This is a genomic window from Neoroseomonas terrae (genome assembly GCF_018129025.1).
GTDB lineage: Bacteria > Pseudomonadota > Alphaproteobacteria > Acetobacterales > Acetobacteraceae > Neoroseomonas > Neoroseomonas terrae.
This window is the reverse complement of sequence record NZ_JAAEDI010000031.1, coordinates 14840-40717: the sequence shown is the minus strand read 5'-3', so window position 1 is coordinate 40717 and position 25878 is coordinate 14840. Positions and strand designations below refer to the sequence as shown.

The 25878-nt window shown below is 71.3% G+C and carries 23 protein-coding genes; 4 read left to right on the top strand and 19 right to left on the bottom strand.

The annotated features are described in order from the left end of the window. Positions 1-126: 126 nt before the first annotated feature. The gene (locus GXW78_RS23460) at positions 127-723 is read left to right on the top strand and encodes a TetR/AcrR family transcriptional regulator (RefSeq protein ID WP_211871338.1); all 597 of its coding nucleotides are present in this window, start codon (positions 127-129) and stop codon (positions 721-723) included. A 35-nt stretch (positions 724-758) separates the two neighbouring features. On the opposite strand, the gene GXW78_RS23455 is transcribed toward GXW78_RS23460, so the two are convergent. From GXW78_RS23455 to GXW78_RS23420, 8 genes are all read right to left on the bottom strand, one after another. Then, positions 759-1145: a hypothetical protein gene (locus GXW78_RS23455; protein WP_211871337.1), complete on the bottom strand. Its 387-nt coding sequence runs from the start codon at positions 1143-1145 to the stop codon at positions 759-761. Beyond that, complete coding sequence (locus tag GXW78_RS23450; protein WP_211871336.1) at positions 1142-1738, bottom strand: hypothetical protein; 597 nt, start codon at positions 1736-1738, stop codon at positions 1142-1144. Before GXW78_RS23450 ends, GXW78_RS23455 begins: the two co-directional genes overlap by 4 nt. A 5-nt stretch (positions 1739-1743) precedes the next feature. Further along, on the bottom strand, positions 1744-2703 hold the full coding sequence (locus tag GXW78_RS23445) for a Bug family tripartite tricarboxylate transporter substrate binding protein (protein WP_211871335.1): 960 nt from the start codon (positions 2701-2703) through the stop codon (positions 1744-1746). Positions 2704-2761: 58 nt separating this feature from the next. Beyond that, complete coding sequence (dmeF, locus tag GXW78_RS23440) at positions 2762-3658, bottom strand: CDF family Co(II)/Ni(II) efflux transporter DmeF (protein WP_211871334.1); 897 nt, start codon at positions 3656-3658, stop codon at positions 2762-2764. An 11-nt stretch (positions 3659-3669) separates the two neighbouring features. Next, complete coding sequence (locus tag GXW78_RS23435; RefSeq protein ID WP_211871333.1) at positions 3670-3945, bottom strand: metal/formaldehyde-sensitive transcriptional repressor; 276 nt, start codon at positions 3943-3945, stop codon at positions 3670-3672. A gap of 60 nt (positions 3946-4005) precedes the next feature. Continuing rightward, a complete protein-coding gene (addA, locus tag GXW78_RS23430; protein WP_211871370.1) occupies positions 4006-7503 on the bottom strand; it encodes a double-strand break repair helicase AddA in 3498 nt (1165 codons plus the stop codon). Continuing rightward, positions 7500-8060, bottom strand: a complete 561-nt coding sequence (locus tag GXW78_RS23425) for a hypothetical protein (RefSeq protein WP_211871332.1) — start codon at positions 8058-8060, stop codon at positions 7500-7502. The genes addA and GXW78_RS23425 overlap by 4 nt, the downstream gene beginning before the upstream one ends. Before the next feature lie 568 nt (positions 8061-8628). After that, a complete protein-coding gene (locus GXW78_RS23420) occupies positions 8629-9864 on the bottom strand; it encodes an argininosuccinate synthase (RefSeq protein WP_211871331.1) in 1236 nt (411 codons plus the stop codon). A 116-nt stretch (positions 9865-9980) separates the two neighbouring features. Here GXW78_RS23420 and GXW78_RS23415 point away from each other — a divergent pair, with 116 nt between their 5' ends. Next, positions 9981-10535 carry an AAA family ATPase gene (locus tag GXW78_RS23415; RefSeq protein ID WP_211871330.1) on the top strand — a complete coding sequence of 185 codons (555 nt, stop codon included), beginning with the start codon at positions 9981-9983 and terminating at the stop codon, positions 10533-10535. 16 nt (positions 10536-10551) lie between these two features. Here GXW78_RS23415 and GXW78_RS23410 read toward each other — a convergent pair whose 3' ends face one another. Both GXW78_RS23410 and GXW78_RS23405 read right to left on the bottom strand, forming a co-directional pair. Beyond that, entirely contained in the window at positions 10552-11274 is a 723-nt protein-coding gene (locus GXW78_RS23410) for a superoxide dismutase (RefSeq protein ID WP_211871329.1), read from the bottom strand. Positions 11275-11534: 260 nt separating this feature from the next. Continuing rightward, on the bottom strand, positions 11535-11861 hold the full coding sequence (locus GXW78_RS23405; protein ID WP_211871328.1) for a TIGR02300 family protein: 327 nt from the start codon (positions 11859-11861) through the stop codon (positions 11535-11537). Positions 11862-11954: 93 nt separating this feature from the next. Between GXW78_RS23405 and aroA the strand changes: the two genes are divergently transcribed. Continuing rightward, positions 11955-13301, top strand: coding sequence for a 3-phosphoshikimate 1-carboxyvinyltransferase (aroA, locus tag GXW78_RS23400; protein WP_211871327.1), 1347 nt, complete (start codon positions 11955-11957; stop codon positions 13299-13301). Further along, the gene (locus GXW78_RS23395) at positions 13298-13930 is read left to right on the top strand and encodes a (d)CMP kinase (RefSeq protein ID WP_211871326.1); all 633 of its coding nucleotides are present in this window, start codon (positions 13298-13300) and stop codon (positions 13928-13930) included. Before aroA ends, GXW78_RS23395 begins: the two co-directional genes overlap by 4 nt. A gap of 341 nt (positions 13931-14271) precedes the next feature. Here GXW78_RS23395 and GXW78_RS23390 read toward each other — a convergent pair whose 3' ends face one another. The 9 genes from GXW78_RS23390 to GXW78_RS23350 form a co-directional block, all read right to left on the bottom strand. Then, positions 14272-15222 (bottom strand): alpha/beta hydrolase, encoded by a 951-nt coding sequence (locus GXW78_RS23390; RefSeq protein WP_211871325.1) that lies wholly within the window; start codon positions 15220-15222, stop codon positions 14272-14274. A gap of 80 nt (positions 15223-15302) precedes the next feature. Continuing rightward, positions 15303-15827 carry a dihydrofolate reductase family protein gene (locus GXW78_RS23385; protein WP_272876896.1) on the bottom strand — a complete coding sequence of 175 codons (525 nt, stop codon included), beginning with the start codon at positions 15825-15827 and terminating at the stop codon, positions 15303-15305. Beyond that, a complete protein-coding gene (locus GXW78_RS23380; protein WP_211871323.1) occupies positions 15824-16387 on the bottom strand; it encodes a hypothetical protein in 564 nt (187 codons plus the stop codon). The genes GXW78_RS23385 and GXW78_RS23380 overlap by 4 nt, the downstream gene beginning before the upstream one ends. A gap of 50 nt (positions 16388-16437) precedes the next feature. Further along, on the bottom strand, positions 16438-18120 hold the full coding sequence (mdoH, locus tag GXW78_RS23375; protein ID WP_211871322.1) for a glucans biosynthesis glucosyltransferase MdoH: 1683 nt from the start codon (positions 18118-18120) through the stop codon (positions 16438-16440). Between the two features lie 442 nt (positions 18121-18562). Beyond that, complete coding sequence (locus tag GXW78_RS23370; RefSeq protein ID WP_211871321.1) at positions 18563-19534, bottom strand: Bug family tripartite tricarboxylate transporter substrate binding protein; 972 nt, start codon at positions 19532-19534, stop codon at positions 18563-18565. A gap of 84 nt (positions 19535-19618) precedes the next feature. After that, positions 19619-20371, bottom strand: coding sequence for a metallophosphoesterase family protein (locus GXW78_RS23365; RefSeq protein WP_211871320.1), 753 nt, complete (start codon positions 20369-20371; stop codon positions 19619-19621). After that, complete coding sequence (locus GXW78_RS23360; protein ID WP_211871319.1) at positions 20368-21270, bottom strand: diacylglycerol/lipid kinase family protein; 903 nt, start codon at positions 21268-21270, stop codon at positions 20368-20370. The genes GXW78_RS23365 and GXW78_RS23360 overlap by 4 nt, the downstream gene beginning before the upstream one ends. A gap of 42 nt (positions 21271-21312) precedes the next feature. Next, on the bottom strand, positions 21313-22998 hold the full coding sequence (locus GXW78_RS23355; protein WP_211871318.1) for a hypothetical protein: 1686 nt from the start codon (positions 22996-22998) through the stop codon (positions 21313-21315). A gap of 265 nt (positions 22999-23263) precedes the next feature. Next, positions 23264-25828 (bottom strand): DNA translocase FtsK, encoded by a 2565-nt coding sequence (locus tag GXW78_RS23350; RefSeq protein ID WP_211871317.1) that lies wholly within the window; start codon positions 25826-25828, stop codon positions 23264-23266. Positions 25829-25878 lie beyond the last annotated feature (50 nt).

Sequence of the window (25878 nt, the reverse complement as noted above, 5' to 3'; positions counted from 1 at the left end):
GGTCGCGGAAACGCGATGCCGGCGGCATAACGTCGGTGCGCAGCTCAGCATACGTGCCGTATATGAAGATAACATACGTCTCGTATGTCAACCGATGCGCAGCGCGGAGCGCATGAAGGATCTGTGATGGTCGCACGGCGTCGCCTGGAAGCGATGGAGCAGAACCGCAGCAAGCTGATTGCCGCCGGACGCAAGGCATTCGCGGCGGAAGGGTTCGCCGCCGCGTCGATGGATGAACTGACCGCATCCGTCAGCCTGACGCGCGGCGCGCTCTATCACAATTTCGGCGACAAGGCGGGGCTGCTGGCGGCCGTGGTGGCGCAGGTCGATGGCGAGATGGCGGCGCGCGCTCGGGAAGCCAGCGCAGCGGCGGCAGATGGCTGGGAGCGGCTGCTGGCCGAGGGCGCGGCCTATATCGCCATGGCGCTGGACCCGGAGGTGCGCCGGATCGTGCTGCTCGACGGGCCCGCCTTCCTTGGCGACCCGTCTCGCTGGCCCAGCCAGAATGCGTGCCTGGACGCGACGAAGCGGACCGTTGCCGGGTTGATCGCGGACGGCGTCATGAAGCGCGTCGACATCGAGGCCGCGGCCCGTCTTCTGTGCGGGGCAGCCCTGAACGCGGCGTTGTGGGTGGCGGCCAGCGACGACCCGCAATCCGTGCTGCCGAAGGCCGTCCATGCTTTCCGCCTGATGGCCGAGGGATTCCTGCTCGGGGATCGCTGAAGCGGCTCCCGAGGATCGAGGCCCATCGTGATGGCTTACTCAGCCCAGGACGAGCGGCCCTGGATCGCCCAGCGGCCATCCTTCAGCGTGACGATGTAGAACGACTTGTACGACCCGATGCGCGAGCCGTCGTCGCGGAAGCGGCTGAACTGCACGCGGAAATGCACCTTGTTCGGGCCCGCATCGACGAGTTCCACATAGTCCCAGGCGCTCTTCGCCCATTCGCGGGCCTGGCCCTTGCGGTCGAAGACGATGGAGCTGAAATCCTCCGGGCGCTCGAAGATGGTGACCTTGCCGCTGTGGAAGCGCACATGCGGGAAGTGGTACCAGCGCGTGCGGATGGCCTCGGCATCCTCGGCGCTGAAGGCGGCCATGAAACCGTCCATGGCGGCGCGTGCCGCCGCGATGTCGCTCTCGCTCATGCTTCGGCTCCATGTACGGTGACCCAGCTGTCGAACAGCATCTGGCGGCGGCGCGCGAACAGCGCACCCCATTTCGCCCGCTGCTGCTGTTCCGGCCCGGCGGCCGCGCTGTTCCAGAAGCGGCTCCGCTCCCAATGCGTCAGCGACGGGTACCAGGTCATCAGCAGCACATGGGCGGGTTCGCGCTGCTCGCGGTCGAGCCACAGGCCGAGCGGTTCGCTGCCGGTGTCACCCTCGAAGCCGGTCCAGGCCTCCGTGGTGATGGCGACCATCTCCGCGACATCGGCCGAGGGCAGGATGAACCAGCGATGCGTGACGATGCCGCCGCGCGCGGGATCGACCGGCGTCTGCCCGCGCGTCAGGATGGTCAGCACGCGCGTGGTCACCGATGCCACGTCCGGGTCGCCGGCTTCGGGCGTCGCGGTCGGCTCGCCATCCCACAGCGAGACGCGGGTGACGCGGTTCATCGACGGGCCGATCTGCGCCTGCCACAGGCCGAACAGCCGCCCGCCCGGCACGGCGCCGAGCTTCGCGCGCAGCGCGGCGGCACGGCGCGGCTGCGCGGTGAATTCCTCGAAACGCAGCAGCGGCATGTGGCTCAGCTCTCCAGCGTCAGCCCGGTGCGGGCGATGATCTCGCGCCAACGGATGCGATCGGCGGCGAGGAAGGCGCGGAACGCCTCGGGGCCGAGGAAAGCCGGGTCGAAGGCGAGCTCGCGCAGCCGCTCCACCGTTTCCGGTTCCGCCATGATGCGGCCAAGCAGCGCACCGGTCCGATCGACCAGCGCCGAGGGCATCCGCGCGGGGCCGGACAGCGAATAGAAGGCCGAATGGTCGTATTCGGCGAAGCCGGCCTCGATCATCGTCGGCACGTCGGGCAGGGAAGGCTGGCGCGCGGGGCCGGTGACGGCGAGGACGCGCACGCTGCCTTCGCGCAGCAGCGGCAGCAGCCCGGCGGCGGACACCGCGTAGAACTGCAGCCGCCCCGCGACGAGTTCCTGCAACGCCGGCGCGGCGCCACGATAGGGAATGTGCTGCATCTGGAGCTGCCGGCCCTGGCTCATCATCTCGCCGATCACATGGGCGAGGGTGCCGGGCCCGGCCGAGCCGTAGTTCACGCTGCCCGGATTGGCGCGCGCCCAGTCGAAGAATTCCGCGACGGTGCGCGCCGGCACCGAGGCATGCACGGCGATCGCGTACCAGGAGATGACCAGCCGCGCGATCGGCGCGAAGTCGCGTTCCGGGTCGTAGGGGATGTTCCGGCGCAGCATCGGGTTGCGGACGAGCGATGAATCGCTGCCGAGGATCAGCGTGTGCCCATCGGGTTCCGCCGATGCGCCGGCCTGCATGGCGAGGTCGCCGCCCGCGCCGGGCTTCGGTTCCACCACCGCCGCCTGGCCGGTCAGCGCGGTGATGCGCTGCCCGATGATGCGGGCGAGGGAATCGGTCGTGCCCCCGGGCGCGAAGGGCGTGATGATGCGGAGCGGCCGCTGCTGGGCGCGCGCCGGCATGGCCGGCAGCAGCGCCGGCGCGGCGAGCAGGGCGCGGCGGGTGGTCATTATGGTTTCCTCCACCGGCGATGCTGCGCCGGCGGGCGCCGCTTGGGAAGGGCGGTTGCTACCGCGTCTCGACCGTGAGGTGCGCGAGCTCGTGCACCGGCGCGAGCCGCGCGCGGATGGCCTCGCCGCTCACCGGCCCGGTGACGCTGACGATCGCCGCATGGGCGCCGGGGCCGATCCGCCAGATGTGCAGGTCGGTGATGCTCGCATCGCCGGGGCCTTCGACCTCGCTGCGCACTTCGGCGGCGAGCTGCGGGTCGGTGGTATCGAGCAGCACGCCGGCAGTGTCGCGCAGCAGCGTCCAGGCCCAGGCGGCGATGACGACGCTGCCAACGATGCCCATCGCCGGATCGAGCCAGACCCAGCCGAGATGACGCCCGCCGAGCAATGCGACGATGGCGAGCACCGAGGTCAGCGCATCGGCAAGGACATGGACGTAGGCCGAGCGGAGGTTGTTGTCGTGATGATGGTGATGATGGCCGTGGTCGCGACGGTGCCCGTGATCGTGTCCGTGATCGTGGCCGCCGCCTAGCAGCAGCGCGCTCGCGACGTTCACGGCGAGGCCGAGCACGGCGACGATGGTCGCCTCGGTGAAGGCGACGGGTTGCGGGTCGAACAGCCGGACCGCCGATTCCACGCCGATGCCGAGCGCGATCACCGCGAGGATCAGCGCCGAGGCGAAGCCTGCGAGGTCGCCGACCTTGCCGGTACCGAAGCTGAAGCGGGGATTGTGCGCGTTGCGCCGCGCGAAGGCGTAGGCGATGGCCGAGACCGCCAGCGCGCCGGCATGCGTGGCCATGTGGAAGCCGTCGGCAAGCAGCGCCATCGAATTGAAGGCCATGCCGGCGGTGATCTCGCCCACCATCATCGCCGCGGTCAGCGCGACGACCCACAGGGTGCGCCGGGCGTTCTCGTCGTGGCGGTCGCCGAGGAAGACGTGCTGATGAGGGGTCATTGGAACGTTCCCTACCGGGCGTAGCGCCGCACGACCGCGATGAGTTCCTCCGCACCCGCGCGGCGCTCCGCGTCGGTCAGATCAGGGTGGGCGACGTGCTCGCGCAGATGGTCCTCGATGAGCCCGTCCATCAGCCCGCCGATGGCGCCGCGCACCCCGGCGACCTGGTGCAGGACGGCGGCACAGCCGGCATCGCCGGCGATCGCCTTCTCGATGGCGGCGACCTGGCCCGCGATGCGCCGCACGCGCGCCAGCAGCCGGTCCTTGTCCGATGCGATGTGACCCATAGGGTAGTCCCCTACCCTATACAGACCGGCAATGGAAGGCGGCGATCGCCGGCGCCGCGGTCAGACCGGCGCGTGCCGGTCCAGCAGCGTGTCCGGCAGCGGCATCACCCTTGCGCCATAGGTCCAGACCAGCGCGCATTCCACGCGCCGGCCGGGGAAGGCCGCGCGCAGCAACGCGCGGTACGCCGCCATCTGGCGCAGGTAGAGCGGTGCCACTGCTTCCGGCGCCGCGGGCGGCGGCCGGTTGGTCTTGTAGTCCAGCACCAGCACGCGGTCGGGCGTGACGAGCAGCCGGTCCACCTGACCGGCAATCAGCGTTCCGCCGACGCGCCCCGCGAGCGGCGCCTCGGCGAGGCTGTCGGCGCCCAGCGCGGCGGCGAGCATCGGGTCGGCGAGCAGTGCGAGAACTTCGGCGAGCACCGCCTCGCGCTCGGCTTCCTCCAGCCCGTGGCCGGGTCGCGCCAGGAAGCGGCGGGCCATCGTGGCGCGCTCCGCCGGCGGATGATCGGGCAGGTGCTGCAGCAGCGCATGGACCAGCCGGCCGCGCCGGAAGCGCAGGCCGCGCGGATCGTCGGCGGGGCGCGGCGGCGCCGCGGGCGTCTCCTCCTCGCCAGGCAGGGCGGAGGGGGCGACGGCACCTTCCGGTGCTTCGCGCGGTGCCGGGCGATACGCCCAGTCGGGCAGGGCGGCGGCCGCGACGCGTGCCCGCGGCGGCGGCTCCGGCCGGGCGGGCAGGGTCTGGGCGCCGCCGAGCCGGCGTTGCGTCGCGTCCGGTGGAAACAGGTCGCCCGCGCCGCCGAAGGTCGTCGGGTCGAATGGTTCCGCCGGGGCGCCCAACCGCTCGAAGCCCCGTTCGACCAGCCGGTACCAGGACCCGTCCGGCACCTTCTTCTGGCCCTGCCAGCCGCAGACGAGGATGCGGTCCTCGGCCCGCGTCAGCGCGACGTAGAGGAGGCGGTGGCGTTCCCGCGCATCCGCCGCCTGGTCCTGCTGGCGGCGTTCGGCCAGGGCGCCGGCATCGAAGCCTTCCTTGCGTGGCGCCCAGACCGGCAGGTCGCCATCGAGCCAGCGCAGCGTCGTGCGGTCCGTCGGCTCCGCGGTGGTGTCGGGCAGGATGACGATCGGCGCCTGCAGGCCCTTCGCGCCGTGCACGGTCATGATCCGCACGGCGTCGCCGGCACCTTCCGCTTCGCGCTTCACCTCGGCGCCGCCCTGGCGAAGCTGCTGCACGAAGCCCTGCAACGACGGCGCGTGGGCGCGTTCGTGCTCGAGCGCGGCGTTGAGGAACTCGTCGAGCGGGTCGGCGGCATCCGGCCCGAGCCGAGCCAGCATCCGCGCGCGCCCGGCCCGGGCATCCAGCGGGCCGGGCGCGCCGAGCACGCCGGCGAACAGCGCATGCGGTGTCGCGAAATCCGCCCGCCGCAACAGCGCATCGAGCCAATCGGCGACGCGGCCGACCCGCGCCTCGCCGCCGCGATGCGCAGCGAGCGCCGCCCACAGCGAACCTTCGCGCGGCTGCGCCAGCGCGAGCAATTCATCCTCCTCCAGCCCCACCAGCGGCGATTTCAGCAGCGCGGCGAGCGAAAGGTCGTCCTCCGGCAGCAGCAGCACATCGGCCAGTGCCAGCATGTCCTGCACGGCAATCTGGTCGGCGAGGACCATGCGATCGACGCCGCCGACCGGAATGCGGAGATCCTTCAGCGCGCGCACCAGCGCCGGCACGAAGCCGCCACGCGCACGGGCGCGGACCAGCACCAGGATGTCGCCCGCGCGCACGCGGCGGCCCCGGGGCTGTTCGGCCTCGCGGCCTTCCTCGACGCGGGCTGGCAGTGTCCCGGTCGCGATCATGTGGTGGATGCGCTGGGCCAGCAGCGCGGCCAGGCGCTGCGGCGCGCCCTCGGCATCGACCGGCGCATCGGGTGGCGCCCAGGGCGGCGGTTCCGCTGCGTCGGTCGTGGTCAGCAGCGGCCACAACTCCACCTCGCCCGCATGGCCGGCTCGGTCGGCGAAGTGGCGCAGCGGGTCGTCGCCACCGACGACGCCCTCACGCGCCGAACCCTCCGCGAAGACAGCATCCACCAGCGCCAGCACAGGCGCGGTGGAGCGGAAGGACACGTCGAGCGTGACCGGGCGGAATTCCTGGACTTCCTGCGGCACGGTGCCGGCGTAGTGCGCGCGTTCCCGCGCGAAGCCTTCCGCATCCGCGCCCTGGAAGCGATAGATCGACTGCTTCTCGTCGCCCACGGCGAAGATAGTGCGGCCGGCTTCGCGCGCACCGATGCCCGCGAAGAACTCGGAGGTCAGGGCGCGCACGATGCCCCACTGGTCGGGGTTGGAATCCTGCGCCTCGTCCAGCAGCACGTGGTCGAGGCCGCCATCCAGTTTGAACAGCACCCAGGCGCTGCCGGGGTCGTCCAGCAGCCGCTCGGCGCCGCGGATCAGGTCGTCATAGTCCAGCATGCCCGCGCGGCGCTTCGCCGCGTCGTATCGCTGCAGCACCGGCGCGCCGATCGACAGCAGCGCGATGGTTGCGGCGAGCAGCCGGCAGGCAGCACGCGCTTCCTGCACGGCCGCGAGGCGCTCGCCTTCCGCCTGCATCGCTGCGACCAGCTCCTCGTACTGGGCGGCGATGCGCTTGTCCTTGGTGACGAGCGTCTTCCGCACCGCTTCCTCAGCGGTCAGGAAGACCGATTTCCAGTCCCCCCACCGCGCGGCGCGGCCAGCGATGTCGAGCGTCAGCCACTCCGCCATCCGCTCCGCGTTGCGCTGGTCGGTCTTCTCATTGCCGCTCTGCCCGAGCCGCCGCGCGATGCCGAGCAGCGGGGCGGCGTCGACATCGCAGGCGGCGCAGATCAGCGCATCTTCCCGCGACTCGCCGGTCAGGCCGAGCTTTCGCGCCAGCGCCGGTTCCAGCCCGGCGATGCCCTGCCGGGATTCAACCGCACGCAGCAGCCGGCCGCGATCCTGTGCGAGCGTGCCGACAACCTCGGCGAAGCGCGTCGGCGGGACCAGCCGCGCGAGGTTTTCGAGCGCCACGCGGTCCGGGGCCGCGGCCAGCACCGCCTCGCGCTCACGCGCCAGCATGCTGCGCGCTTCCTGCTCCTCCACCACCGCGAATTGCGGCGCGAGGCCGGCTTCCAGCGGGAAGGCCCGCAACAGCGATTGCGCGAAGGCATGGATGGTCGAGATCCGCATCCCGCCCGGCTGTTCCAGCACGCGCACGAACAGAGCGCGTGCGGCCAGCAATTCCTGCGCATCCGGGACGCGCCCGGTCAGCGCGGCGAGCGTCTGCGCCAGCGCGGCATCCTCCGCCGTCGCCCAGCCACCCAGCGCGCGAGCCAGCCGCGTCGCCATCTCCGCCGCGGCCGCCTTGGTGAAGGTCAGGCACAGGATGCGCCCCGGCTCCACCCCCGCGAGCAGCAGCCGCAGCACCCGGTCGGTCAGCAGCTTGGTCTTGCCCGACCCGGCCGATGCCTCCACCCAGGCAGAAGCGGCGGGGTCCGAGGCACGTGACTGCGCCGCCTCGGCGCGCGCGCGCGGGCTCGCCGGCGCGTTCAGAAGGGCCGCCCCGCCGCCGCCTGGCCGATATGCGGCATCACCGCGTTGGCCAGGAAGGTGAACAGCGAAGCATCGTCGCGTGCCTGGCTGCTGCAGGTTATCACCGCCGTCCAGACGATGCGCTGCGTCGCGCGTTCCCGCAGGTCCACCGTGCCGGACACGCGGATGGTCGGCACGTTCCGCCCGCCTGCCCGCGGCACATTCTGTGTCCAGGAGATGTCGTCGCTCTCGCGGAAGGTGCGGCCGGAGCTGCGGTCGTTGAAGCCACCGAAATTGTCACCCTCGATCGAGGTGCCGCCGCGCCAGGACAGGATGTAGGGCGCATTCGCATCCACGCGCCGTCCGGCCGTGGCGAGCGCGCCGAGCACCGCTTCCCGCAGCCGCCGGTCATTGGGGCCGCCGCCCGGCCGCTCAGGCACCGCGACCGCCGCATCCCGCGGCACGGGCGCGAAGACATTGGCCGAGATCCGGCCCGGACAGGCCGATTGCGCGAAGGCCGGCGTGGCGCCGAACAGCAGCGCGGCGAACAGGAAGGGACGAAGGGCAGTGCCGCGCATGGGCGTTCCTCGGCTGGGTCGAGACGCCGAGAGTAGGTCAGCCGGCGCCCGGCTGGAACTGCGTCAGAAGCGGGGGGAGGGAACTCCCCGCAGACCCACCGTTTTCTGTCTGCCACCAGCGCGCGGTTGGGGGTGTGCTGCCCATTTGGCGGGGAGCGCTGGCCGGCGCTGCGCGCGACGGGCATCGCCATGCGGAACGCAACTGTGCCGCCCGGCGCCAGGTAACGGTTCCGAAGGCCCTTCTGGTTACACCGATACTTCCGCTGTCGATTGGAGGGGCTTTGCCCCTCCAAGCCACCCCAGCAAAGGCCGAAGGGCCTTTGCAAACCTCGACTTGGCGCCGGTGCGCCGCTGGCAGAATTGGTGCCGGAACCCGCCCTTGTGCACAAAGCGAGTCTGACGGGAACAGCAAAGCCCGCCGCGCGCGATACCAACAGATTGCGGTCCAGGGGGTCCAACCCCCTGGCGGGGTGGTTCGGAGGGGCAGAGCCCCTCCGATCTCCGATCACAGAGGTAGCGGCGCAACTAGGAAGTTCGGGGAGGGGAAACGCCCCCCTCCGAGACGCGACTACAGCGCGCCGCCCTTCCGTCCCGCCATACCGCCAAGCCGCAGCCGCAGCGCGTTCAGCTTGATGAAGCCCTGCGCGTCGAACTGGTCGTAGGCGCCCTGGTCGTCCTCGAAGGTGACGTGCTTCATCGAGTACAGGCTGTGCGGCGACTGCCGGCCCGTCACGATCGTGTTGCCCTTGTAGAGCTTCAGCCGGACGGTGCCGGTCACGCTCTTCTGGCTCTCGTCGATCATCGCCTGCAGCATCCGGCGCTCCGGGGCGAACCAGAAGCCGTTGTAGATGATCTCGGCGTAGCGCGGCATCAGGCTGTCCTTGAGGTGCGCCGCCTCGCGATCCAGCGTGATCGATTCCATCGCGCGATGGGCGACGTAAAGGATCGTGCCGCCGGGGGTCTCGTAGCAGCCGCGGGACTTCATGCCGACGAAGCGGTTCTCCACCAGGTCGAGCCGGCCGATTCCGTTCTCCTTGCCGAGCGCGTTCAGCTTGGTCAGCAGCGTGGCGGGCGACAGGCGCTCGCCATTGATGCCGACTGCGTCGCCGCGCTCGAACTCGATGGTGATCTCGGTGACCTCGTCCTTCGCGTCCATCGGGCTGATGGTGCGCTGCCAGACCATCTCGTCCGGCGCATCCCACGGTTCCTCGAGGATCTTGCCCTCCGAGGAGGAATGCAGAAGGTTCGCATCGACGCTGAAGGGCGATTCGCCGCGCTTGTCCTTGGCGATCGGGATCTGGTGTTCCTCGGCGAAGGCGATCAGCGCCGTGCGGCTGGTCAGTTCCCATTCACGCCAGGGCGCGATGATCTTGATGTCGGGCTTCAGCGCGTAGTAGCTCAGCTCGAACCGGACCTGGTCGTTGCCCTTGCCGGTCGCGCCATGGGCAACGGCATCAGCGCCCACCTTCTCAGCGATCTCGATCTGGCGCTGGGAGATCAGCGGGCGGGCGATCGAGGTGCCGAGCAGGTACATGCCCTCATACAGGGCGTTGGCGCGGAACATCGGGAAGACGAAGTCCTTCACGAAGGTCTCGCGCAGGTCGTCGATGTAGATGTTCTCGGGCTTGATGCCGAGCAGCAGGGCCTTGTCGCGCGCCGGGCCGAGTTCCTCGCCCTGGCCGAGATCCGCGGTGAAGGTCACCACCTCGCATCGGTAGGTGGTCTGCAGCCACTTCAGGATCACGCTGGTGTCGAGCCCGCCGGAATAGGCGAGCACGACCTTCTTCACGTCCTTCACGCGCATCGGGCGCTCCCAGGTCTTACGAAACCGGGCGGGTATGGCGCCCGGCGGGGCAGAGGGCAAGGTCAACCGGCCGGGTCCGGCACTACGCCGTCCCGCCCTGAAAGCAGGAACATGCAATGAAGGAACAGGAACCGCGCTTCATCGTCATCACCGGCGGGCCCGGTTCGGGCAAGACGACGCTGATCGAGCGCCTGGCCTCTGAAGGCTATGCCCACGCACCCGAGGCGGGGCGCGCCATCATCCAGGCGCAGACGGCGATCGACGGCCCGGCCCTGCCGTGGCGCGACAAGGAATTATTCGCGGAGCTGATGCTGGGCTGGGAGATGCGGTCCCACGCCATGATGCAGGGCCACCCCGGCCCGGTACTGTTCGACCGCGGCGTGCCGGACATCATCGGCTACCGGCGGCTCGAGGGCTTGCCGGTGCCCGCGCACCTCTCCGGCGCGGCGCACCTGTGTCGCTATGCAAAGCGAGTCTTCTTGGCTCCGTTCTGGCCGGAGATCTACGGCCGCGATGCGGAGCGGCGGCAGGACGGGGAAACTGCCCGCCGCACCTGCCAGGTCGTGGCACAGGCCTATGCCGATCTGGGATACGAGATCGTCGAACTGCCATGCCGCCCGGTGACGGAACGCGCCGCCCTCATCCGTGGGATGATCGGCCCGCCGGGCTGACGGCGGGCCGGGAGTATCACACGCGCAGCGTGCCGGCTTTCGCGGCCGCGTACCGCTCCCCGATCTTCCCCCAGTTCAGTACGTTCCACCACGCCGTCAGGTAGTCCGCGCGCCGGTTCTGATAACGCAGGTAGTAGGCGTGCTCCCACACGTCGTTGCCCATCAGCACCCGTCCGCCATCCATCAGCGGCGTATCCTGGTTGGGCTTCGACACCAGCGAGAGCCCGCCCTGCGGCGTGACGGCCACGAACACCCAGCCGGAGCCGAAGACGCGGGCGCCGGCACCGTTGAAGTCGGTGCGGAACTTCTCCATGCCGCCGAGGTCGCGGTCGATCGCGGCCTTCAACTCGCCGGTCGGCTCGCCGCCCTGGCCGCCCATCAGCTCCCAGAACATGCTGTGGTTGGCGTGGCCGCCGCCGTTGTTGCGGATGGCGGTGCGAACGGCCTCCGGCACTTCGGACAGGCGCTTCAGCAGATCATCGACCGGCATCTGCGCGAGCGCCGAATGGTCCTTCACCGCGGCGTTCAGGTTCGCGACATAGGCCGCATGGTGGCGGCCATGATGGATTTCCATCGTCATGGCGTCGATGGCGCGCTCATTGGCGTTGGGCGCATAGGGCAGCGGCGGCAGTGTGAACGGGCCCGAAGGCGCCTGGGCGTAGGCGGGGCGGCGCATGGCGGCGGCGGTCAGCAGGCCGGCGGCGCCGACCAGCATGCCGCGACGGTTCATCATGGTCATGGACAGGCCCTTCCTCCAGGAGGGGAGAGGATGGGCACGGCGCCCCCCGACCGCAACCGTGAAGGCAAGCGTGGCCGCAGGGCCGGCAATCACCTTATCGGATGGCGACCGCGCCGCGCTCCGTGAGCGTGGCGCGCGACCGCGTCCGGACCATCAGTGGCCGCCAGAGCGGTAGCGCAGGGCTCAGGGGCCGCGGCCCGCCCACCATTCGAGGACAAAGCAAAGACCTGAAGCGGTCGCTGCAGGCGACCGCCGCAGAATCAGCCTTCCTCGTCCCGGTCGGCCTCGACCTCGATCGCGTCGTCGATGCCGTCGGACTCGTCCTCGAGCTCCTCGGCGTCTTCGATCGCCTCGTCGCCCTCGACATCCTCCACCTCGATGTCGTCGGCCTCGGCCTCCGGGGTGGCGGCGCGCTTCTTCAGCTTTTCGTCCGGCACCGGGGCCGGTGCCGCGCGGCGCAGGCGCGGCTGCTCGGCCGGCTGCTCGGTGCCGCATTTCGGGCAGACGGCAGGGGTACGGGCAAGGTCGTAGAATCGGGTGCCGCAGGCCACGCAGCTGCGCTTCAGGCCGAGTTCGGGCTTAGCCATGGGTCACATCCGTCTCGCGCACGGGGCCCCGCGCGCCTGTGCAAAGGGTCGGGCGCATTGCCACGCCCTGCCGGGCCATGTCAAACGCCGCCCATGTCGCATCCCGATCCCCGCCCCCTCCAGGCCCGCGCGCCAGGTTCCCCGCTTGCCGGCCGGCTCGGCGTGCCGGGAGACAAGTCGATCAGCCACCGGGCCCTGATGTTCGGGGCGCTCGCGGTCGGGACCACCGAGATCAGCGGCCTGCTGGAAGGCGAGGACGTGCTGCGCACCGCCGCCGCCATGCGTGCCCTGGGTGCGGAGGTGGAACGGGTCGGCCCCGGCGCCTGGCGCGTGTCGGGCCGCGGCGTGGGCGGCCTGGTGGAACCGGCGGATGTGCTCGACATGGGCAATTCCGGCACCGCGGCGCGGCTGCTGCTTGGCCTGCTCGCCGGCCACCCGGTCTTCGCGACGATGACCGGCGATGCCTCCCTTCGGAAGCGGCCGATGAAGCGCGTGACGGAACCGCTGTCAGCGACCGGCGCGGCGTTCTGGACGCGGGAAGGGGGCCGCCTGCCGCTCGCCATCCGCGGCGCGGCCGACCCGCTGCCCATCGACTACACGCTGCCGGTGGCTTCGGCACAGGTGAAGAGCGCCTGCCTGCTTGCCGGGCTGTGCGCGCCGGGCACGACGCGCGTGGTGGAGCGCGAACCCACCCGCGACCACACCGAGAACATGCTGCGTCACTTCGGCGCGACCGTGTCGGTGGAGGACACGGCGCAGGGCCGCCTGGTGACGCTGGAAGGCCAGCCCGAACTGGTCGCGGCCCCGGTGCTGGTGCCCGGCGACCCGTCCTCCGCCGCCTTTCCGATCGTCTCGGCGCTGCTGGTGCCGGGATCGCGCGTGGTGGTCGAGAATATTGGCCTGAACCCGCTGCGCACCGGCCTTATCACCACGTTGCGCGAGATGGGCGCCGCGCTGCGCGTCGAGAACGAGCGCGTCGCCGGCGGGGAGCCGGTTGGCGACCTCGTCGCCGAATACACGGAGCTGACTGGCGTAACCGTGCCGCCGGGCCGCGCGCCCTCGATGATCGACGAATACCCCGTGCTGGCGGTCGCGGCCGCGGCCGCGCGCGGCGTGACGCGGATGACCGGCCTTGCCGAGCTGCGCGTGAAGGAGAGCGACCGGCTGGCCGCCACCTTTGCCCTCCTTGCCGCCAATGGCGTGAAGGCCACGATCGAGGGCGACGACCTGATCGTGGAAGGCACCGCGGGCGCCATCCCTGGCGGCGGCACGGTCGAGACGCACATGGACCACCGCATCGCCATGTCGGCGCTGGTGATGGGCCTCGCCGCCCGCGCGCCCGTCACGGCGGACGACGCTGCCTTCATCGACACCTCCTTCCCGGGCTTCGCCACGTTGATGAACGGCCTGGCCGGCACCGAGGCGATGGCCGCCCCGTGACGGCCGGCACCGTCATCGCGGTCGACGGTCCGGCGGCGGCGGGGAAGGGGACGCTGGCGCGGCGCCTCGCGGCGGCGCTCGGCCTGCCCTATCTCGACACCGGCCTGCTCTACCGGGCGGTAGGGCGGCGCGTGCTCGATCGCGGCGCCGACCCGCGTGACGCCGCCGAGGCCGAGGCCGCCGCGCGCAGCCTGACGCCGGATGACCTGGAACGGCCCGATCTCCGCGGCCCGATGGCCGATATGGCGGCGAGCGCGGTCGCCGCGATCCCGGCGGTGCGCGCCGCGCTGCTCGACTTCCAGCGCGCCTTCGGGCGCGAGCGCGGTGCGGTGCTCGACGGCCGTGACATCGGCACGGTCGTCTTCCCCCAGGCGCCGGTGAAGCTGTTCGTCACCGCCAGCGTCGAGGAACGCGCACGCCGGCGTTTCCTGGAACTGCGCGGCCGTGGCGTGGCAGCGGACGCGGCGCAGGTGGAGTCCGAGATCCGCGACCGCGATGCCCAGGACGCCAATCGGCCGGTGGCACCGCTGCGGCCGGCGGCGGACGCCGTGATGTTGGATACGACGGCACTGGACGCGGAGGCCGCATTCGTGACGGCGCTGGAGATGGTGCGCGCGCGGCTGAGGTGAGAGTTCCTCGGAGAGAGCGGCAAAGCCTTATCTGCGCGAAGGTGGATCGAAGAGGGGCACTGCCCCTCTCCGAGCCTCACCCCGCCAGGCCATGGATGGCCTGGACCGCCATCATTTGGCGCCGGGCGCGAAGGCCATTCTCCTGATGTCAAATCGCTTCCGTGCGCAGAGCATATGACCATCATCGTCCGGCCCTATGCGCGCAGCGCCAGGTCGAGGTTTGCAAAGGCCTTTCGGCCTTTGCCGGGGTAGGGTTCGGGAAGGGGCAGAGCCCCTTCCTGATCCAGCTAAGGGGCAAAGCTCCCTTCCGATCACGCGCACCGCGGGAGCAAATGCCGCGCCTACCCCACCCCCCAATGCGCCCGCAGCGCCGCCGCGGCTTGTCGTAGCGTCAGGTCCGAGGTCGGGATGAACCGCCCCATCGTCAGATAGGCGTGCATCTGGTTCGCGACGTGCAGATGCGTCACCGGCACGCCTTCCGCCGCCAGACGGTGCGCGTAGGCCGCGCCTTCGTCGTGCAGCGGGTCGTGGCCGCAGGTCATCACGAAGGCGGGCGCGACGCCCGCGAGCGAGGCGGCACGCAGTGGGGAGGCACGCCAGTCGGAACGCTCGGCCGCATCGGGGATGTAGTGGTCGACGAACCAGCGCATCGTCGCTGCGGTCAGCGGATAGCCGTCGATGCAGCGGTGGTAGGAAGCACGCTCGGCGCCGCCGAGGTCGGTCGCCGGATACAGCAGCAGTTGGAATCCCGGCGCCGGCACCGTCCCGTCGCGACCCATCAGCGCCATGACGGCGGAGAGGTTGCCACCGGCGCTGTCGCCGCCGACGGCGATGCGTGCCGGGTCGATGCGCAGCGTCGCTGCCTCGGCGTGGATGAAGCGCAGGGCGGCGGCGCAATCCTCGACGGCGGCGGGGAAGCGGTGTTCGGGCGAGAGCCGGTAATCCACCGAGATGACGCAGGCGCCGAGGTGGTTGGCGAGGCTGCGGCAGAGCTGGTCGTAGGTGTACAGGCTGCCGATTACCCAGCCGCCGCCATGGATGAAGACGAGGCAGGGCAGGACGGCGGCGGGGTCGGTGCCGCGGCCGCGATACCGCCGCAGCCCGATCGGGCGGGCGGGGCCGGGGCAGGCCAGATCCTCGACCTCGGCGACGTCCTGCGGGTCGGGCTGCAGCACGGGAACCGCGGCGGCGGAGACCTCGCGCGCCTGCTCCGGCGTCAGTGTGTGGAGGGCGGGGCGGCCGCTCTCGCGGATCAGGTCAAGGACGCTTTGTGCGCCGGGGTCGAGGGGCATGGTCTTTCCGTCACTCCGCGATGGCCGTCCGCGGAGCGTGCCGGGTAAGGCGCCGACGATCCACCCCGGCAGGGGCGGAATCAGCCGCGGTCGTAGTCCAGCTCGACCACACCGTTCGGAAAGGACCGCGTCGCGGCAAGCCGCCAGCCTTGCAACGCGCCGGAAGTGCCGAACAGCCGGATGCCGGCACCGAGTGTGACCGGAATGACGAACAGTTCGAGCCGGTCCACGAGGCCGCGCGCCATGGCCGCCTGCGCGACCGCCGCGCCGCCCAGCAGCCAGATGTCGCCCGCCGTCTCGGCTTTCAGCCGAGCGATCACGGCGCCCAGGTCGCCTTCCGCCGCCTCCACTCCGGCCGGCGGGTTGGGGTCGAGCGGCCGGTGCGTCAGCACCACCACGCGCTTCCCGGCATAGGGCCACTCGGCGAAGTCGCGTACTTGGTCGTAGGTCGCGCGGCCGGTCAGCAGAGCCCCGATGCGCGCGAGGAAGCCGGCCATGCCGTAGTCCTGCGCGTCGAAGGGGGCGAGCCAGCCGATGCCGCCTTCTTCATCCGCGAGGCAGCCGTCGATGGACATGGCGGCATAAAGGATGACCCGCGCGGTCATGCGCGATGCCGCCAGCGGGCGCGCACAGCGCGTACCCGGCCGATCAGCCCCGGGCCGTCGCCGAACACCAGGATGTGCACCCGCGCGGCGAGGACGCGCGCCATCGCCTTGGCCCGCCGCACGGCCTGCCAGACCCGCAGCGCCTCAAGATAGGCATGGGCCCGCGCCAACAGCCCGACGACGACGTTCCGCACCCGCGCGAAGGCGGCGATGGTCATCAGCTTCGGCTCGGCCAGGGCATAGAGATGCGCCGAGACCGCGGTGCCCAGGAATTTTGCGCTAACCAGCAACATCACCCCCTTGATCGCATGCCCGCCGCCGATCAGCCAGACCGCGGCGAGCTTCAGCGGGATCAGCGCGAGCAGCGGCAGCAGGAACAGCAGCAGCACGATACGCGCATCCAGCCGCGCGACCAGCCGTTCGAGCCCGGCGAAGACCGGCAGCCGCGCGATCGCCGCGCCGAGTTGCCCGGCCCAGCGCCAGATCGTTTCCTCCAGCACGACCCAGAGGAAGGCGAGGATCAGCAGCGGCGCGCGCAGGATGCGGCGGAGATGCGGCATGACCCGTAGAATACGGCCGTCGCGATTGGCGCGGAAACGGCTTTCCACGGTCACGCAGCGCCCCGCGCGGCGAAGCCGAGCCGTTCCTCCGGCAGCGCGCCGATTTCCTCCTGCCGCAGCCAGGCGGAGAAATCCGCATCGGCCGTGACCACCGCGAAGGGAATGGCGAGCAGGAGCGACGCCAGCACCGGCATCGCCAGCAGCAGCGCGAAGGGCGAAGCGGCCGCGAAGGCGACCGCCAGCAGCACGCCGGCCAGCGTCGGCGGCCAGAACTGCTGCGCCGCATCCGCCCAGGACACGCCGCGGTCGGCGCGGTTCTGCGGCACCCAGCCGACCTTCAGCCCGAAGGGCAGCGCCAGCATGAACAGCGACTGCGCCATCAGCCGCGCCGGTTCCATCAGCGTGGTGAAGGCGATCTCGGCCGCTGCGCCGCGCAGCACGTCGTCGCGCCCGCCATAGGCGTCCGAGAGGTCGCGGCGCAGCAGAAGTTCGACGTAGCCGGCAAGCTTCGGCGCGTAGTGGCAGGTCCAGCCGGCGAGCAGGAGCAGCAGCAGCCCGCCTGTCGGCGTCGTGGCCCCGCCGCCGGTCAGCGCATTGATCGCGGCCAGCAGCAGGATCGCGCACCACAGCGGCGCGCCGAGGAACAGCAGCATCGCCTGCACCAGTTGCCAGCGCGCCATCAGGGTCTGCCCCGGCAGGCGCAGCAGCGCGAGGTACTGCATGTTGCCGCCGGCCCAGCGCAGGTCGCGCGTGACGAAGTCGCCGAAGGTGGGTGGATTGCCCTCGCTGCTGCCGGTGTCGTCGGGCAGCACGCGCACCTTCCAGCCGGCGGCCGTCAGCCGCGTCGCCTCCACCTGGTCGTGGGACAGGATGCGCGACCCGTCCCGCAGCGGTTCCAGCCGGCAGTGTTCCCGGAACGGGGCGATGCGGATGACGGCGTTATGGCCCCAGTACGGACCCTCATCACCCTGCCACCAGGCCTGCCCCGTCGCCCAAGTCCGCATGCCCTGGCGCATCCCGAACTGGAACAGCCGCGGGAACGCCGCGCCCGCCGGCCTGCCGTGGATGAGCTGCTGCACGATGGCGAGCTTCGGGTCGGCTTCGAGAATGGCGACGAGGCGCAGCACGGCCTCCGGCGTCATCCCGGAATCGGCGTCGAGGCAGAGGAAGTGGTCGAGCCCCTCGGCGTGGTGGTCGAGGAAGTCCATGACGTTGCCAGCCTTGAAACCGTCATTCACGACGCGGCGGCGATACTGCGTGTCGATGCGGCCGGCAGCGAAGGCGCGGATGGCGGCTTCCTCGGCCTCTGCGGTCGGGCCGGCCGGTGTGTCGGACAGGATCCACAGCGCGAAGAGATCCGCCACGCCGTGGGCCGCGAGCCCATCCATCAGCCTGCGGAGCGGCGGCAGGACGGCGTCCATGTCCTCATTGCGAATGCAGATGGCGATGGCGGTACGGCCCTGCGGCGGGCCGGGACGGACCTGCCGGAGCGCCGGCAGCGCGGCGGCGACGGGGTCGCGGGCGAACAGCCGGATCGCGAGCCCCACCAGCGCATTGGCGGCCGACAGCGCGCTCCAGGGGATGGTGCCGAGGAAGCAGAGCAGAATCAGCCCTTCCCACAGCGTCCAGCCGCCTGGCGCCAGCACGGCGACAGCAAGGCGCAGCAGGCCGGCCACGATGGCCAGGGCCAGCAGGACGAACAGGATGCGGCGCAGCAGGATCGGCTCGGTCACGCCGCGGGTCTATGCCCGCAGCGTGGCGGGATTGCGAGCGGCAAGGCCGATCCGAAAGCAGACGGTGCGACCGCCCGTCCCTGGGTGCTACCTCATTGGCGCGGGGTTGAGCCTCGTCGGTTGGATCAGGGAGGGGCGCCGCCCCTCCCCGAACCCCACCCCGGCAAAGGCCGAAGGGCCTTTGCAAACCTCAACCGGGCGTCGGGCGCCGCTGGCAGAATGGTGCCGAAACCCGCGCCTGCGCCCCGCGCGTTTGCCGGGGCCAGAACGACCTTCTGCCCAACGCCAGGTGCCGACGGTCCAGGCCATGCAATGGCCTGGCGGGGTGAGGTCTGGAGAGGGGCGGCGCCCCTCTCCAGTTTTACCTTCGCAAGAAGGGGGCAAACCCCGTCCGACACCGATCGCCATCCGGGAGCGGCACGACCAAGAACGGCCGCCGATATCAGTCCACCTGCGCCCCAGATGCCCGCACGACCGGAGCCCATTTCACCACCTCGGCCCGCATGAAGGCGTCATAGGCATCCGGGCCGAGTGGCCAGGGTTCTGCGCCGTATTCCTGCAGGCGCTGTGCGATGCCCGGGTCGTTCAGTGCCGAGACGATCTCGGTCCCCAGCCGGTCGCGGATCGCCCGTGGCACGCCCACCGGCATGGCGATGCCGTACCAGGAAGCGACGTCGAAATCCGGCACGCCCTGGTCCTGCAGCGGCACGAGTTCCGGCATCGTGGACGAGCGCTGCGCCGTGGACACGCCGAGCGCCCGCAGCATGCCGGCCAGCACCTGCTGGCGGGAGACGGGGGCGTTGTCGATGTTGAACAGCACCTCCCCGTTCAGCACCGCCGCCATGGATGGGGCCGTGCCGCGATAGGGCACATGCGTCACCTCGATCCCCATCCGCATGCCGAACAGCAGGCCGGACAGGTGCGACGATGTCCCTGATCCCGCCGAGGAGAAATTGGCCCGGCCCGGATTGGCGCGACAGAAGGCGACGAGGTCCTGCACCGACTGGATCGGCCCGTCTCCCTTGACGATCAGCACGTTGGGCATCGCGGCGATGCGGGCGACGCCCGGCAGGTCCTTCAGCGGATCGAAGGAGAGGCGCCGGTACAGCGTAGGGCCGATGCCGTGGGATGCGATGTGGTTGACGAAGTGGGTGTAGCCATCGGGCGCGGAGCGCGCCGTGACCTCCGCCCCCACCATGCCGCCCGCGCCCGGCCTCGGCTCCATGATCATCGGCTGGCCGAGCGTCTCGCGCAGCCGGTTCTCCATCATCCGCAGGAAGATGTCGGAGACGCCGCCGGCGGCGCCACCCAGGATGAAGCGGACCGGCTTGTCCGGCCAACTGCCCTGGGCGTGGAGGGCCGGTGCGGCGAGCACGGCAGCAGCCGTGGCCGCAAGGGTGCGACGGGTGATCAATGCGTGTTTCCTCCCGGCCTCCGGGGCCTTGGCCGGAAGCCTAGGGCATGGCGGGGGCGGATTGGAACCGGAAGCCGCGGCCGGTCACGCGAGGACGGTCGCGTCGCGCCAAACCAGCCCTTCCGCCGTGCGGTATCGGGCGTGCGGAGGGCCATTGCCGAATTCCACCAGCGTCCAGCCGTTCGGCACGCCGCGGACGCGGTGGGACAGGCTGCTGCCGCAGATCAGCACCGGCGGCGTGCCGAGCGGCTCCGTCGGGCGGTGCAGGTGCCCGGACAGGATCGCGGCAACGCCTGCCCCCCGCATCGTGGCAAGCGCGGCGGAGGCGCCCAAGGGCCGCGCGCGGTTCATCGCGGTCGGCGGATGGCGCATCGGATGATGGGCGACCACCACGACGATGCGCCCCGCCGCCGCCTCGATATGCGCGGCAAGGCGCGCGAGCCGCCCGCGGGAGACGCCACCGGCCGACCAGTCGGGATGCGGTTGCGCGCGGCGCACGGTGTCGAGGCCGATCAGCGCAAGGCCTGGCAGCGTCAGGACCGGCTCGGTCGTGGCGCTGATGAAGCGCCGCCAGCGACGGCGCGGATCGAACATGCGCTCGAAGACGGCGCGTGCCGGGATGTCGTGGTTGCCCGGCACGGCGACGACCGGCGCGGGCAGGGCCGCGATGAACGCGGCCGCGGCCTCGAACTCGATGTCGCGGGCATGCTGCGTCAGGTCGCCGCTGATGGCGATCGCGTCCGGGGCGAAGCGCGCGATGTCCTCAATCAGCGGGGCAACCAGGTCCGGCTGATGCGCGCCGAAATGGATGTCCGAGAGATGCGCGACGCGGATCATCCGCGCGCCGGCCGCAGCACCCGCAGGCTGCCGGGCCGCAGGCGGAAGCGCAGCGGGGGTGTGAGGAGGTGCTGCTCCCCATCCAGCGTGACGCGAAGCCGGCGGTCCACGCCCTGCACGGCCAGATACGGGCGATGGAAGGTGGTGACGCCCTGATCCCCGGCGAGCCGCCCGCGGATCCAGCGCCAGCCCTGCCGCAGCCCCCGCAGCACGCCGCCGCGCTTCACGGCATCGACCTGGAAGTGCGGCTCGTCGCCCGGGACCGGCAGCGTCACGACCGCTACATCCGCCCGCAGGCGGCGGCCGTTCACGCGCAGCCGCAGGGCGCGGCGCGGCGGCCGGGCGACGGCGCGCAGTGCCGCGCGGATCAGCGGCAGCCAGCCGGCGATGCCGGTGCCGCGCTGCATCTCGCGAAAGCGCACGAGGCGGGAGGTGCGGCCGACGATTGACTGATACAGGAAGACGCGGCCGTTCAGCGCGCCATGGGCCAGCGGTTCAGCCATGGCGCCGGCCAGGCTGCGGGCGGCCTGCAGGGGGTCCCCGGGCAGGCCGAGCCGCGCCGCCAGCCGGTTCATCGTGCCGCCCGGCAGGATGCCGAGCGTGATGTCCCGCCCGACCAGCCGTTCCGCGACGGCGCGAATGGTGCCATCGCCGCCGATGACGAAGACCACATCTGGCTGCGCTTCGAGCGCGGCGTCGAGCTGCGCGTCGAGCGGCCGCTCGGGCTGCGGCGGGATGGCGAGGTCGTAGCCCGCCTCGCCGAGCGCTGTTGTGAGGCCGCCGATGCCGGTGTGGTCCAGCCGCGCCGATCCGGCAGCCGGATTGATCAGCAGGGCGGCGCGCATGGGGCGCGCCGCCGCGGTTCCGGCTGGTGTCTCATCGGTCGGCACGTCGGACATGCAGGCGCAACGCCCGCAACGACCGTGCGGTTGCGCGCGGCGCTACCGGGCCGGCCAGGGCCCCACAAGCCTCCGGAAGCGCTCGATCCCGGCAAAGGTTTCCAGGTCATCCTCGCGCTCCGGCCCGCCCAGACCCGTCTTGGCCGGATGCGCCGGGTCCATCAGCAGTTGGAGCCAGTCGCGCGACATATGGGCGTCGAGCGAGGCTTGCAGCGCCGCGAATGCCTCGTCCTCGACCATCCCGATCTCATCCTGAAGCGCCTGGGACGCGCCGCCTTCGGCGGCCTGCGCCACCAGCTCCCGATGCTTCTGGCCAAGCGCGCAGGCCTTGTACATCTGGATCGTCGCGTCCTCGCCGGTCGCGGGGTCGGCGGCCTCGAGCGCGGTGATCAGGCTCAGCGCCAGATCGGGCTGCGGGGGCTGGCGGTACAGGGCGTCGAGGATGCGGTTCATCGCCGTGACGCGCGGTGCGACGTCGATACTCTCAGCCTGGGCGCCCGCTCGCGCGGCATGCGCCGCCTCGTGCGCCCCGGCGGCGTCGAGGACGACCGCGAGATCGCTCTGACTGTAGGCGTTCCGGCGCAGCTCCGCGAGGCGCGTGAAGCCGTCGATGGCGTCGCCAAGTCGCAGGCGCCGCGCCTGCGCATTGGCCCAGGCGCGCACTTCGTCCGCCGTCATTTCCTCCGTCAGTTCCTCGCTCGACAGGAGGTCCACCGCCTCCCGCAGATCGGCATCGGCGTGGACCTGTCCGCCATCCAACGTGGCATCGCGCAGCAGTTCCGAGACGTCCCGGTATCGCAGCACGCCCACGGCCATCCGGAGCGCCTGTTCGCGCGAGGCCTCCCTGTTCGCGGCGTCGCGGTCGAACTCCGCCGCTTCGGCGACGCGGTCCGCGGCGGCGCGGTCGCGCTGCGCCTTCTCGGCTTCCTTCCTGGCCTTGCGCGCTTGGGCCTCCGCCCGACGCACGCCCGCGTTCTCGAGGTCCATCGCCGCTTCCGCCAGTTCGCGGCTCAGCAGCAGCGTCATCAGCAGATACGCCCAGAGGAAGCCGCCGATCGTCCCCGCGATGAGCGCCGCGGGCACGACGGCGCCAGCGGCGGGGTAACGCACGAGCCCCGCATCCATCAGCAGGTAGTGGAGCAGCGACGTGAAGCCGTGGCCAATGTCCCGGGCCTGCACCAGCCCGACACCGACGATGATCTTGGTGAGCCAGTCGGCGATCTCGTTCAGCGCGGGGCTCGCGCGGTAGCTGGCGAGGATCTGCTGGGCCACGGTGGCGGAATGCGACCGCGTGCCACCGGCCGCGGCAGGTTCCGTCGGCGTGGCGTCATCGACGGCAGGCGGGCGCTGGTCGGACCCGCGCGCCGCGCCGGCGCCGCCCTGTGTCGCGGCAAGCGCCTGGCTTCGTGGATCGAGGCGGGGCAGCCCGAAGAGGAAGCCGAAGAAGGCGCCGATGAGGCCCGCCGCGACGACAAGGCCGGCAACGGTCGCGAAGGCACCGATGATATGGAATGGCGCGCCGAGGATGAGCAGGCCGATCGCCGACCAGGCGTCGGACCAGGCGAATGGCCATCCCGCAGCGGCCGTCGCCGCGGCGCGCCATGTGCCGGCGGCGATGGCCCAGAGCAACAGCACCGCAAGGCCTGCGATGAGCGACCGCCGGCCCAGCCGGGCACTGACTTCGATGCCGCGCAGTTCGCCATCGGCATCGCGGAGGTCGTCCTCCACAGGCCGTTGCGCGGCCTCCTGCTCTGGCTGGGTGGGCGACGGTGCGGCCGGGCGCGGCCGGCTAGCGGTACGGGCCGGTGGCCTCGGGGGCACCTGCTGCCTGGGTGCCGGCCAGAATTTGCTTCGCAACCAGGCGCGGATACCCACGGCTCGCCTCGGGGTGGCATGTTCGAGGCGGCAATTCTCGGTGGGCTAGAACATTCCCGTCAAGAAATAGAATGATTTCGGAATGATTTCCGGGCGGCGATCCGCCGAGGGAAACCGCCTAGTCCCGCGGACCCGGCGCGAGGACCTCGCGCTTGCCGACATGGTTGGCGGCGCCGACGACGCCTTCCTTCTCCATCTGCTCGATCAGCTTCGCGGCGCGGTTGTAGCCGATGTTGAGGTGGCGTTGGACGAAGCTCGTGCTCGCCTTGCCTTCCCGCGTCACCAGCGCCACCGCCTGGTCGTAGAGCGAGCCCTCGGCATCGGTGTTGCCGCCGAGCATGCCGGGCTGCGCGCCGTCCTCGTCGGCTTCCTCGGTGACTTCCTCGATATAGGCGGGCTCGCCCTGCTCGCGCAGGAACTCGACGACGCGCTCGACCTCGGTATCGGACACGAACGGGCCGTGGACGCGGGCAAGCCGTCCGCCGCCCGGCATGTGCAGCATGTCGCCCTGGCCGAGGAGCTGCTCCGCCCCCTGCTCGCCGAGGATGGTGCGGCTGTCGATCTTCGACGTCACCTGGAAGGAGATGCGGGTCGGGAAGTTCGCCTTGATGGTGCCGGTGATGACGTCCACCGACGGGCGCTGCGTCGCCATGATCACATGGATGCCGGCGGCGCGCGCCATCTGCGCGAGGCGCTGCACCGCCGCCTCGATCTCCTTGCCCGCGACGATCATCAGGTCGGCCATCTCGTCGATGACGACGACGATCATGGGCAGGGGTTCGAGGGCGAGCGGCTGTTCCTCGAAAACCGGCTTGCCGGTATCCGGATCGAATCCGGTCTGCACCTTGCGGGTCAGGACCTCGCTGCGCGCGCGGGCCGCGGTGACCTTCTCGTTGTAGCCGCCGATGTTTCGCACGCCGAGCTGGGACATGGCGCGGTAGCGGCGCTCCATCTCCCGCACCGTCCACTTCAGCGCGCCGATCGCCTTGGGCGGCTCGGTCACTACCGGGGCCAGCAGATGCGGGATGCGGTCATAGACCGACAGTTCCAGCATCTTCGGGTCGATCATGATGAAGCGGCACTCGTCCGGCCCGAAGCGATACAGCAGCGACAGGATCATGGTGTTGATCCCGACCGACTTGCCCGAGCCGGTGGTGCCCGCGATCAGCAGATGCGGCATGCGGGCGAGGTCGGCGATGACCGGGCTGCCGCCGATATCCTTGCCGAGCGCGAGCGGCAGCTTCGCCTGATGGCGCGTCCAGGCTTCGTCCGCGAACATCTCCGACAGATAGACCGTCTCGCGCTTGGCATTCGGCATCTCAATGCCGATGACGTTGCGGCCGGGCACGGTCGCGATGCGCACGGCGATCAGCGACATCGACCGCGCGATGTCGTCGGCGAGGCCGATGACGCGCGAGGATTTGGTGCCCGGCGCCGGTTCCAGCTCATACAGCGTAACCACCGGACCGGGGCGGATCTCGGCGATGCGGCCGCGCACGCCGTAATCCTCCAGCACCGATTCCAGCAGCCGTGCATTGGCCTGCAGCGATTCCTCCGAAGGCCGCCCCGTGCGTCGCGCCGGCGCCTCGGTCAGCAGGTCGAGCGGCGGGAGCTTCCAGCCATCGGTGCCGAGATCGAGAGCGCGCTGTTCCGGCGGGCGGCGGGTGCGGTCCGGCGCGCGGTCGAGCACCTTGCTGCGCGCGGCGAGGCGGGGCTTGGCGGCGGGTTCGGTACCCGGCCGCGCATCGCCATCCTGGCCGGGCAGCGGGGCGGGCGGGTCGGCCGGGCTAGGCGGGGCGGCAGTCGCCGCCTCATCCGCCGCGCGCAGCATCGCACCCAGGGTGGTCGTCGTGCCGGGCTCCCGCCTCAGCAGCGCGCCGGCGCCGCGGCCCATGCGCTGAAAGGGCATGCTCAGCCGCGCGATCAGGCCAGGGCGACGCGGGCGGGCGGGCGGCGGCTCGTGGTCCTCCTCGTCGTCGTCCGGGCCGTTGCGGCGCAGGCTCGCCGCGCCGTTGCGGGCGGCGACCACGGCCACCTGGCCCGCGCCGACCGCAACACGGCCGGCGCCGCGCCACTCGCCGACCGTCAGCCCGCAGGCGATGAAGGCTGTGCCGACCGCGGCGACCATGACGATCCCCTGGCCGGCGAGGCTGCCGAGCGGGCCGAACAGGCTCGCCAGCCCCTCCACCACCAGCCCGGCAACGGCGGGCCCCATGATGCCGCCGGGCCCGGCCTCGATCGGCAGCATGCGGGGCAGCGGCAGCAGCGACGTCGCCGCCGCGGCCATCGGCATGCCGGCCAGCAGCCCGAGCACCCGCGCCGGCACGGAACCGAGGCCCCGATGCGTCGCCAGCCGGAACGCCCAGGCGAGCAGCACGACGCAGGGCAGCGCCGCGGCGAAGCCGAACACCTGCAGCATCAGGTCGGAGACGATGGCGCCCGCCGGTCCGGCAAGGTTCGTCGTCGGTCCATACGTCGCGGTGTTGAGCGACGGGTCCGCCGCGTTGTGGCTGCCCAGCGCGACGGCCAGCGCGACGGCGCCCAGCGCCACCAGCAGCCCGGTGAGTTCCATCGCCCGGCGCCGCAGCACGGCACGAACCGCCGCGGAGGCGAAACGGCCGGAGCTGGCCCCCTCGGACCGGAGGGAGGCAGCGGAATGGTCGGTCAGGGCAGCGCGGGGCATCGGGCTTTCGTCTTGATCCTGGCTGGCAATGCTATACCGGAAGCGCCTGT